Origin of the sequence: Porphyromonas crevioricanis (genome assembly GCF_900476255.1) — a bacterium.
Taxonomy (GTDB): Bacteria; Bacteroidota; Bacteroidia; order Bacteroidales; family Porphyromonadaceae; genus Porphyromonas; species Porphyromonas crevioricanis.
On the sequence record NZ_LS483447.1, the window covers coordinates 968469 to 979496 of the forward strand.

At 44.8% G+C, this 11028-nt stretch carries 12 protein-coding genes; all 12 read left to right on the plus strand.

Annotated features, from left to right (window positions below; genetic code table 11):
- Positions 1-4: 4 nt before the first annotated feature.
- The 12 genes from mnmE (at position 5) to DQN70_RS04415 (ending at position 10975) form a co-directional block, all read left to right on the plus strand.
- Positions 5-1405, plus strand: coding sequence for a tRNA uridine-5-carboxymethylaminomethyl(34) synthesis GTPase MnmE (gene mnmE / locus DQN70_RS04360; protein WP_023939613.1), 1401 nt, complete (start codon positions 5-7; stop codon positions 1403-1405).
- Between the two features lie 245 nt (positions 1406-1650).
- Positions 1651-2553, plus strand: a complete 903-nt coding sequence (locus DQN70_RS04365; RefSeq protein WP_042225711.1) for a helix-turn-helix domain-containing protein — start codon at positions 1651-1653, stop codon at positions 2551-2553.
- An 87-nt stretch (positions 2554-2640) separates the two neighbouring features.
- Positions 2641-3744: a site-specific integrase gene (locus tag DQN70_RS04370; RefSeq protein ID WP_042225702.1), complete on the plus strand. Its 1104-nt coding sequence runs from the start codon at positions 2641-2643 to the stop codon at positions 3742-3744.
- Positions 3745-3844: 100 nt separating this feature from the next.
- Entirely contained in the window at positions 3845-4573 is a 729-nt protein-coding gene (locus tag DQN70_RS04375; RefSeq protein ID WP_023939610.1) for a hypothetical protein, read from the plus strand.
- A gap of 92 nt (positions 4574-4665) precedes the next feature.
- The gene (locus DQN70_RS04380; RefSeq protein WP_023939609.1) at positions 4666-5028 is read left to right on the plus strand and encodes a helix-turn-helix domain-containing protein; all 363 of its coding nucleotides are present in this window, start codon (positions 4666-4668) and stop codon (positions 5026-5028) included.
- A gap of 6 nt (positions 5029-5034) precedes the next feature.
- Positions 5035-6411, plus strand: a complete 1377-nt coding sequence (locus DQN70_RS04385; RefSeq protein WP_023939608.1) for a DUF3987 domain-containing protein — start codon at positions 5035-5037, stop codon at positions 6409-6411.
- A 98-nt stretch (positions 6412-6509) separates the two neighbouring features.
- Complete coding sequence (locus DQN70_RS04390) at positions 6510-7571, plus strand: DUF6371 domain-containing protein (protein ID WP_023939607.1); 1062 nt, start codon at positions 6510-6512, stop codon at positions 7569-7571.
- A gap of 100 nt (positions 7572-7671) precedes the next feature.
- Positions 7672-8025: a MobC family plasmid mobilization relaxosome protein gene (locus DQN70_RS04395; protein WP_111759336.1), complete on the plus strand. Its 354-nt coding sequence runs from the start codon at positions 7672-7674 to the stop codon at positions 8023-8025.
- Complete coding sequence (locus DQN70_RS04400; RefSeq protein ID WP_023939605.1) at positions 8022-8948, plus strand: relaxase/mobilization nuclease domain-containing protein; 927 nt, start codon at positions 8022-8024, stop codon at positions 8946-8948. The genes DQN70_RS04395 and DQN70_RS04400 overlap by 4 nt, the downstream gene beginning before the upstream one ends.
- Positions 8949-8956: 8 nt before the next feature.
- The gene (locus tag DQN70_RS04405) at positions 8957-9640 is read left to right on the plus strand and encodes a hypothetical protein (RefSeq protein ID WP_231968871.1); all 684 of its coding nucleotides are present in this window, start codon (positions 8957-8959) and stop codon (positions 9638-9640) included.
- Between the two features lie 171 nt (positions 9641-9811).
- Positions 9812-10033 carry a helix-turn-helix transcriptional regulator gene (locus tag DQN70_RS04410; RefSeq protein WP_042225699.1) on the plus strand — a complete coding sequence of 74 codons (222 nt, stop codon included), beginning with the start codon at positions 9812-9814 and terminating at the stop codon, positions 10031-10033.
- Between the two features lie 84 nt (positions 10034-10117).
- The gene (locus DQN70_RS04415; protein WP_023939601.1) at positions 10118-10975 is read left to right on the plus strand and encodes a DNA adenine methylase; all 858 of its coding nucleotides are present in this window, start codon (positions 10118-10120) and stop codon (positions 10973-10975) included.
- Positions 10976-11028: the final 53 nt, after the last annotated feature.

The window sequence follows — 11028 nt, forward strand, 5'->3', positions numbered from 1 at the left end:
TTCCATGGATTCGCTACGCCTTGTAAATCAAGATACGATATGTGCCATTGCCACTCCTGCGGGTGAGGGCGGTTTGGCGGTATTGCGTGTCAGTGGCCCCGAAGCAATATCCATTGTAGATCGTTTGTTTCGGTCTGTTGGGGGTAAACAGCTGCATGAATGGCCGGCATACCGCTCCGGTTACGGAAGTGTCAGATATGAGGGAGGGGAAGTTTTAGACGATGTAGTTGCGACTCTTTTTCGTTCTCCCCATTCTTTCACCGGTGAAGATACCGTGGAGTTGGCCTGTCATGGCTCTCTTTATATACAGGAACAACTCCTTCGTTTGTTGATTGGCAACGGTTGTCGCATGGCTGAGCCGGGAGAGTTTAGCAAGCGAGCTTTTCTCAATGGTCGTCTGGACTTGTCTCAGGCCGAAGCTGTTGCGGACATTATTTCAGCTCGGTCTGCACAGGCACTTCGCTTGGCTCGTAAGCAGGCCGATGGCTCTTATAGTGCCGCATTCAACGCCTTGGCAGACAAGTTGATCGAGCTGACTGCCCTTTTGGAGTTGGAGTTGGATTTTTCCGAAGAAGATGTCGAGTTTGCGGATCGTTCTACTCTTATTGAGCTATGCTCCTCCACTTTGCAGCGTATAGAGCAGCTTATTACGACCTACTCGGCCGGAAATGCAGTGAAGGAAGGGGTCGCTGTGGCGATTGTTGGGCCTGCCAACGCTGGTAAGTCTACTCTGCTCAACGCCTTGCTCGGCAGGGATCGAGCTATTGTAAGCGATACGGCCGGTACCACCAGAGATACAGTGGAGGATAGCTTGCGCATAGGGGGCATCCTTTTTCGGCTCGTCGATACGGCCGGTATTCGTTCTACTGAGGATAAGATAGAGCAGATTGGTATCGAGCGGTCTTTTGCAGCTATTTCCGAAGCAAATATCATCCTCTATGTGCTGGATGGGCGATATTTGAGCCAATTGGATCGGGAAGAGACGAATAGGCTTTGCCGTGCAGCCGGAGAGACTCCCGTCTTGCTCCTACTTAACAAGAGCGATTTGGCGACTCCGGCCGAAGATCTGCTTCCCGAGGAGTTGCGCTCGATGAAAAGGATCTGCTTAGCGGCTAAAAAAGGAGAGGGGATAGAACTTCTGAAACAAGAGTTGCTGCAATTGGCGCAACTCCCTGAGGGAAGCAATGACATTATTGTGAGTAACACGAGGCATTATCAGGCATTGTTGAATGCAGCCGAAGCGCTTCGTCGTGTTGTTCAGGGGCTTGAGGATGGCATTAGCTCGGATTTCCTTAGTCCGGATCTCAGGGCTTGTATCGACAGTATAGAGGAGATCAGCGGTCGTCGCATTGGTTCGGACACTGTCCTTCACCATATATTTTCTCACTTCTGCATCGGAAAGTAATTCCTGATTATCAACGATAATCAAGCATCACCAAAAATCACAAAGGCGCTCATAATGAGTGCCTTTTCTTTTGCCCTTTCTACTTGTTAGGCATCATCTGTTGCCGTTCTTTCGCTGTATTTTGTACCTCATTTGTACCGCACGCTTCTCGCCACCCCTCCAGCCCCTCGCGTATATACCGAGATGCTGGACAAATGAGACATGGTGATACACCAATAGACAGTACACAACAAGAATATGGCGAAATGACAGCGAGCAAAATCCCAATCAAAAAAGTATGTGAGCACTGCAAACAGGAGTTTGTAGCATGGAAGACTACGACCAAATACTGTTCACACCAATGTAATAGCAGAGCCTATAAAAGCAGACGAAGAGAAGAACGAGTACAGCGAACTGAGGTTAATGAGCAAGAGAAGAAAGTCAAAGACCTCATAGACAAACCTTACCTCTCTATTGCAGAGGCAGGGCGATTGCTGGGTATCAGTAGACATACGATATATAGGTATATCTACTCAGGGCGGTTGAGGGCTTATAATATGAGTTCTCAACGCTCAATTGTCAAGCGTGAAGACATAGAACAGATGCTGGCAGAGCGACTTTATGAGAAGCGACAGCCCCGAGATGCAATCGTAATTACGGAACTATATACGACAGACGAGGTGTGTGATACCTACGACATTTCTCGTGCCACTCTCTTTGCGATAGCTAAGCGAGAGAATATCCCTCGTACCCATAACCGAGGAAAGACCTACTGGAGCAAGCGACATATTGATGTCTATTTTGCGAAGAAAGCTCCCAATGCTTCCATTACCAAATGGTGTACAGCCGAAGATATATCGTCTCGCTTTGGTATGACTATCACAGCGGTCTACAACTTCGTCTTTGACCGCAACATTCCCAAGAAGAAGGTCAAGGGGAAAAGTTATTACTCTACACAGCATGTAGAAGAAGCCAAAGGGGTAATCGAAGCCACAGCACCGAGCTACTACACCGTCAAAGAAGCGATGGCTAAGTATGGTCTCACCCGAGACCAACTCTACCACTACACCAAGCAACATAACATACCGAAGGTGAAGCAAGGGCGTAATATCCTCATCTCCCAGCGAGAACTCGACGAAGCATTACAACCACCAAGCATCATTCGATAGGTTATTTCTCGGTGCTTTATCCCACCGAAAGAACACTGATTTCCTTTGCTGACAAATAATAAGTATCACCCACTAATCAATAAAAGTATGAGACATACATGTACGAAAGTAACATTGAGACAGCGATTGTATGATAGCGGAAGGATCTCGCTTTATTTGGACTACTATCCGGCTATCCGTAATCCCGAGACAATGCAAATGAGAAGACGGGAGTATTTGGGCATCTATCTATATGCCCACCCCAAGAATGAGATGGAGCGTTCGTTCAACAATGATATGCTGAACAAAGCTGAGGCTATCCGCTGTATTCGTGTTCAGTCGCTCATCAATGAACAGTTTGGCTTCCTTGATAGAACCAAGATGAAAACCGACTTCCTTGCCTACTTCCTGAAGATGTGCCGGAAGAAAGACCAAAAGTGGCGCATCGTCTACCAACACTTCTACAACTATGTGCAAGGACATTGCACCTTTGGAGATGTGACCATAGAGCTCTGTCAAGGCTTTAGAGAGTACCTCCTTGATGCCAAGCAACTCAAGCGAACAGGGAAGGTGTCCGTTAATTCGGCAGCGGGCTATTTCTCCACCTTTCGAGGATTGCTGAAGATAGCTTACCGAGACAAATGGTTGAGAGAGAACATCAATGATTTCTTAGACAAGATAGAGGCCAAGGAAGTCAAGAAGGAGTATCTAACCCTTGATGAGGTAAAGCTGTTGGCCCAAACACCTTGTGAGCACGAGGTCCTTAAACGAGCCTCCCTCTTCTCCTGCCTTACCGGATTACGTATCAGTGATATTCTGAACCTCTGCTGGGAAGACTTTGAACTTGCACCAGACCAAGGGTATTGCATTCGTATCAAGACACAGAAAACTTCGACCGAAGCGACACTACCCATTAGCTACGAAGCCTATGAATTGTGTGGAGAACCTAGCTCGGGCAAAGTCTTTAGAGGCTTACAGCGAAGTATGATAAACTATCCACTAAAGAAGTGGATCAAGCAAGCAGGGATTACGAAGCATATTACCTTTCACTGCTTCCGCCATTCTTACGCTGTGATACAAATTTCATTAGGTACAGACATCTACACGGTATCCAAGATGCTAACGCACAAGAACGTCTCCACAACACAAATCTATGCTGACCTTGTGAACTCAAAGAAGCGTGAAACAGCCGAGAAGATTTCGCTGAAGTAACTCCGATGCTTCCTTTCTTTTCCCTATACTTCCTACTATTTCCCTAAGTGATAAATGGTGATGAGTACTTATCTAAGTTTGTACTAAAACAGAGATAAGCATGAGATCATCAGGCACTAACGATAACTATATCCCAGCAATAATCACCCTCGGATGTATTGCTCTATTTTCTCTTGCCGTTCGCTCTTCAGCCTTGAGCTGTGGGGCGGACGGCTTTACTGCATTCGCTCTATTCGTTTTGACGGCATCCATTGCCTCTGCCTTGTACTTCGCTCTTGAGTCTGCTCTGGCGGAAATTCTTGATAAGTGGCTTCGTCCTCAAAAAGAGCAGATCGTAGAGGGTGGGATAAAACAGGAAGCTACTCCTCCATTAGAACCTAATAGTTACGAGCGACACCGAGAGGTGGCTCAACTTGCCAAGGCACAGGAAGAACAGACGAAGTTAGATGCTGTCATCAGTTATACGCAGAGGACGCTCGCCCCTTATGTGAACGACTGCGAGCTCACGAAGCTGTGCTCGCAAATCACGCTCTTCCTCTTATCTGATTGGACGGAAGAAAAGGGGCAAGCTATCAAGATATCGCCCCAACTCAAAAGCATTGATTTGATGCACTTAGGTTGGAATATCTCTCGCCCTTTCGGGAAGAAAAGAGAGGAGATAGCCCTTTTCCTCAAACACACTTTTGCCCATACCTTGAGAGATGTAGAGGTGAGTTCTATCCAACGAAAGCTCACCAATACAGAGGGGAAATACCTTATCCCTCTCTGTAAAGACCTTGTCATTGATGAGCATTCAACCCCATTAGAAAGTTATCCAAAAGTTACTTGAAGGTGTTGTAGCGCACCGAGAGAACACCGATTTCCTTTGCTCGCAAATAATCAGAAACCCGCAGGGCAACCTGCACAAATTTATTTGCGAACATGGACAAAGAAATTACATTCGACAAGTTACCTGAAGCGGTAACGTATCTAACCGAACAGGTCTCTGCCATCAAAGAGATGGTTTCGGCACTGCGTCCTCCTATACCTGAAGAGAAGTCTCTCATCGGTATAGATGAAGCGTGCGAAGTCATTCAAAAAGCAAAACCTACCATCTATGCTCTCGTCCGTAAGGGGATTATCCCTGCTTACAAACGAGGTAAGAAGCTCTATTTCTATAAAGAAGAGCTACTGCAATGGGTAGAAAGCGGACGTAAAGGCATCCCTTATACGCCCTCCTCAGAGGATCAATTATCCTCCATAAGAGCAGGCATTCGACACAAGCCTAAATCATTCAAAGGATAATGGGCTATGGGAGAACAAACAATCGTGCCAGAAGTCCTGCTGGATAAAGCCATCAAATTGGGATTGTCATTCTCAGACTCTGCTTTTCCCATTGGTATCTTTCCCTCTGAGATACGAAACATCATTGCTGAAGTCCACGAGTGTCAAGGCTTTCCTATCGACTATATCGCATCGGCAATGCTGGTGGCTATCGCTGTAGGCATCGGGAATACGCACCTTGTCCAGCTCAAACGAGGTTGGCAAGAGAGTGCAATGCTTTACGTGGCATTAGTCGGACGCCCAGGCACGAACAAAAGTCATCCTCTTAGTTTTGCGATGAAGCCTTTTCTTGACTTTGACTATCAGGAGAATAAACTCTACGAACAAGCCTACTCTGAGTATGACAATGTTGTACGAATGAGCCGTAAGGAGCGTATAGAGGCTGGTTATTCAGAGCAACCTACAGAACCGATACGAAGAAGATTTATCGTCTCTGACATCACGCCCGAAGGTTTGAGTTTTATCCATGCTCAGAATAAGCGAGGTCTTTGTTTGTGGACGGATGAACTCTCGGCTTGGTTCAAGAACTTCAATCGCTACAATAGCGGTTCCGAGGAGCAGTTTTGGCTTTCTGTGTTCAGTGCTAAAGCGACCATTAGTGATCGCAAGGGAAATCGGAGTTCCATCTTTATCAAGCGTCCCTATATCTCTGTTGTCGGCACCATCCAAAAGAAGATACTCGGAGAGCTATCCAAGGGGGAACGCTCCAGTAATGGTTTTATAGACCGTATCCTTTTTGTGATGCCCAATTTACAGCAAAAAGCCCGATGGAGCAGAACAGAACTTCCCGAAAGCACCGAAGGACGATGGTCGAGTATCATTCAGCAACTTATTGAGATGCCTTGCTCCAAAGACGAAGAGGGAGAACTACTTCCTGAGATTATCCCCTTTGCCGAAGATGCTAAGGCTAGACTTTATATGTGGCAAGAGGAGCATGCCAAACTCTGCGATACCGAATCCAACGAAACTCTCGTCGGTGTCTACTGTAAGTTGGAAGTGTATGTCATACGCTTTTGCCTTATCATCCAAATGGCTCGTTGGGCGTGTTCCGAGGGAGATAAGACCGAGATTGACCTTGTTTCTGTGGAACGAGCCATCACTCTTACCGAGTATTTTCTCCATTCGGCACAGCAAGTGCACTCAGAGATTGCAGGTATTCAGCTCACTCAGCAACAGCAACAACTCCTTGCTGAACTGCCAGCATCCTTTCAGACTGCCGAAGCCCTGAGTATTGCCGAGCGATTGGGGATGAAAGAGAGGGCTTTTAAGGATTTTCTCAGTCGCAATATCGGACACCTCTTCGCTAAGGAGCGACACGGACTTTACCATAAACTCAATGTTTAACCCAGCGCACTTTCTGCATTATCAGCATTTCTCTACCCCTTAATTAAACCGAAAGTGTACAAAGTGCAGATAGTGTGCTATTCAAATCAAATTTATCAATGAGCAATTATAGATTCAAATTAGAACCATATAAAGATGTGCGCACACGCCATACCTGCCCAGCGTGCGAACGTCCCAGATGCTTCGCTCGCTACATAGACACAGAGGGAAAAATCGAGTTCCCTGACAACGTGGGACGTTGCGACCACGAACAGCGTTGTGGTTACCACTTTACTCCCAAAGATTACTTTGCCGAGCATCCATTTGCGAAAGAAGAGTTGTATTCGTCTGATAGTATTGATTACAAACCGACACCAATCATTCTACCGCCATCTTTCATCGAGAATGCAACGATGGAGCAGACCTTGAGAGGATATAAGCATAACAACCTCTATTGCTTTCTTTCCGAACAACTTGGAGAGAATGAAGCACTCCAACTGATACACCGTTATCACGTTGGCACATCTAAACATTGGGAAGGGGCAACCGTATTCTGGCAGATAGACACTATCGGAAGAGTCAGAACAGGCAAGATTATGCTCTACGATCCTGAGACTGGCAAGCGAGTAAAGCAACCATTCAATCATATCACATGGGTACATAGTTTGCTCAAACGCCCAAACTACAACCTTAGTCAATGCTTTTTCGGAGAGCATCTTCTTGATGCCGACAAGCAGAAACCAATCGCTCTGGTTGAGAGCGAAAAGACGGCACTCATTGCCTCTCATTATCTACCTCAATATCTGTGGTTGGCAACTGGCGGGAAGCATGGATGTTTCAAAAGCAGCAATCTCGTTCCTCTCTTCGGGCGTCAGGTAGTTCTCTTTCCCGACCTCGGAGCAACGGACTATTGGCAGGAGAAACTAAAGATGATGCAGAGCCTCGGAATGGAGGTGCAGCTCTTTGATTATTTGGAGAAACACGCTCCTCTTCAAGACCAGCAAGCTGGCTACGATATTGCGGATTACCTCCTCCAAATCAAAACACAAACTAGTGTGCTGAAAGACCTCATTCGGCAAAATCCTAACCTCCAACTTTTGGTCGATAAACTCGGACTTCGGGTCGTGAAAGAGCAAAGATTGGTACAACCTCTTCCACAGAAGAGAAGACTGCATAGGTAGAGAAGCAAGTTTGTGTTTTGGGTTACCCAAAACCTCCTTGACGCCCATCAAGCAGGGCGAAATAATCCCGATGGTCTCATCAATAAAAACGAAAGAAACAATGACAACAGAAGGCAAAAAGAAAGGGGGACGCCCCACTAAAAAACTATCCGAGAAGAGAAGCTATTCCGTCCTACTCAAACTGAATACGATGGAGTACTTCACCCTCAAAAGTAAAGCCTCAGAGGCTGGTATCAATAAGAATGAATTTCTGAGAATGCTCATCTCAGAAAGTTCCATCAAGCCCAGAGTTACGCCTGAGCAGATGCGAGAGATACGCCAGCTCTCAGGCATAGCAAACAACATCAACCAAATTGCTCATCGCCTTCTCACTTTTGGTATCTCTACCATACCGACCGAGTTACGAATGCTCAAACATTTAGTCGATGAACAACTCAAAGCCCTGAAATCATGATAGCCAAGATAATCAAAGGAACATCCTTTTCTGGAGTGCTTGCCTATATTCTCGGGAAGCAAGAGGGAAAAGCGAGAGTTCTCTATGCAGAAGGAGTTAGGAGGGATGCTTCGTCTCACGAGATAGCTAACGACTTTGCGCTACAAGCCTCAATGCGTCCTAATGTTAAGAAACCAGTCTGTCATACCATCTTGAGTTTCTCGGCTGAAGATGCTGAGCGACTGGACGACAAGACGATGAAAAACTTGGCACTACAATACTTGCAGAAGATGGGCTATGGAGATACACAGTACCTCATTGTACGCCATCTCGACAGAGAGCATCCCCACGTACACATCTGCATCAATCGTATAGACAACAACGGAAAAACTATTTCCGACAGCAACGAAAAGTACCGCTCAACAAAGGTCTGCAAAGAAATCACCGAGGCTAACCAGTTGAAATGGGGCGAAGGGAAAGAGGTTGTAAAACGTCATAGGCTTCGAGGGAATGACCGACTTCGGTATGAAATCTTCGATACCATCAAAGCCGTATTACCTCGATGCCAGAATTGGGACGAACTTTCTTCTGCTCTGAGACGCCAAGGGATAGACATACAATTCAAGACAAAAGGACAGACCGATCTGGTAGAGGGCGTACTCTTCAGCAAAGAAGGCATAAGTTTTAGTGGTTCACACATTGATCGCTCATGTAGCTACTCCAAACTCACCTTTGCTTTAGAACAGAATGCAAAGCAAGCTCTTTCTTCGCCTCACCCCTCTTCTGAAACAGAAAGTTTTATCGGAGAGCTGGGTGAAGCCATAGAAGACCTTGGCGAGGGTCTTTTCGATAGCAATGCGCCTGCCATAGATGTCGCAGAACTCGTATTCCAACGTAAACTAAGAAATCAAGCTAATAAGAAACTAAAACGTAGAAGATTATGAACGACCAAATGAACATCCTCCTAGAAGTACTCGAGGAAATCAAGCAACAGAACAGAGAACTCAAAACGAGTATCTCCAACCTTGCATCTCAACCAATCTCAACAACTACATCATCAGAAGAGGACGGCATCTCTCTTACGGATGTAGCACGCCTCATCGGGCAAAAGATTGAGATAGATGGCAAATTCAAGAATGAACTAACAGATGTCGCTATCGTCCTTGGTAAACGAATCCGAGAAATCAAAGATGACATCACAAAGACTCAAAAGCAACAAGCCGAAAACATTGCCTCTCTATCCGAGAAAATCCAAGAAACTCAATCTCCTCCAGAGATCAAGAAGTACTACCTCTTTGATGTCAAGCGATGGATGGAATGGCTCATCTGGGGTATATCAATCATTCTCCTCACTTGCACTATCGGCTGGGCAGTGTATCTTCGCAATGCCAATCAGACTCTCGAAAGCTATGCTCTCCGCTACCGCATCATACGTATGGAGCAAGGCTATAATAGCCCCACTATCGCCCATCTCGACAGTCTCTTCTCTTCCGAAGACTCCTCCGACTCCATTCACCAACTACGCCACCAAGTCAGCAACTACGAACTCGCAATCCAACGCCAAGCAGAGCTCGCCCTTCGAGAGCGACAACTCTCGCAAGAACAAACAGAAGTTCAAAAGGCATTAGCGAAATAAAAGTAACCCTCCTCACAGACGCTGTCTGCGAGGAGGGTATTAAGAGACCTAACACTCAGTGTATTACAATATACTCTCTTCATCTCCTATCATATTTCTCTCTCCATTCTATTTGAAGGATAGACTGAAAAAGTCTATATTTGCACAGAATAAGTATAACGTCGAGTGGAAATGAGTGCAACTAAATATCCTAATCGCCTACGTGTGGTTATGGCAGAAAAAAATATTACCAATCGTTGGTTAGCTCGCCAATTAGGGGTAACAGAAATGACTGTTTCAAGATGGTCTACCAACAAGGTGCAACCATCAGTCACACAACTTATCAACATTGCTAAAATATTAGATATAACGTTGGACGAGTTGGTCGAACCATATAGGGATAAAAATAAATAAAATAAGAATTTAAGCATTTAAAGTCTTTACTAGTATAGTAGAGCACCTTTTGTACTAAACAAGAACTAAAAGGAGATCATCAGAATGAAACCACTTCTTAAATATCGAGGAGGTAAGAGTAGAGAGATTGAAAACTTTATTCACTTTATTCCCGAAGACTATGAACGGTATATTGAGCCTTTTGCAGGAGGTGCATCGCTCTTTTTCTACTTAGAGCCCTCCAAGGCATTGATTAATGATATAAACCCAAGATTAATTGATTTTTATTTATCAGTGAGGGATGATTTTCATCAATTAAAAACGGAACTAATGAATCTAGAGCAAGTGTATCGTTTTAATCAGAATGAATACGAAATTGCCAAAAGTTCTACATCGCCTTTTGACTATATCGAAAACAAAAATGAGGAGTTGTACTATCAAATAAGAGATATGTTCAACGGCAAGGTGACGAAAGAGTATCTGGATGCCACACTGTATTATTTTATAAATAAGATAGCTTTTTCTGGAATGCTCAGATTTAATTCTAAGGGTGAATACAATGTACCTTTTGGTAGATATAAGAAATTTAATACCGAGTTGGTGTCCGAAGCCCATCGCGACTTATTACAAAGGGCAGAAATATTGCAACTAGACTATTCTGACATATTCAGCAAATGTACTACATCTGATTTTCTGTTTTTAGATCCACCATACGATTGTATCTTTACGGACTATGGCAACATACATCAAGATGATTTCTCAGAGAAGAATCATATTGCTTTAGCCAATGACTTCAGAAATCTTCCAGCAAAAACAATGATGGTTATAGGCAAAACTGATTTAATAGAGGAACTGTATAGGCCATTTATTAGAGCTGAATACTCAAAACAGTATGCTGTCAATATTAGAAATCGGTTTAAATCTGAGAGTACACACCTAATTATCACCAACTACAACATATGAACTCAACTACGCGAATTAAAGAATTCATAACAAGGAATTTTCCAAATTGGGAG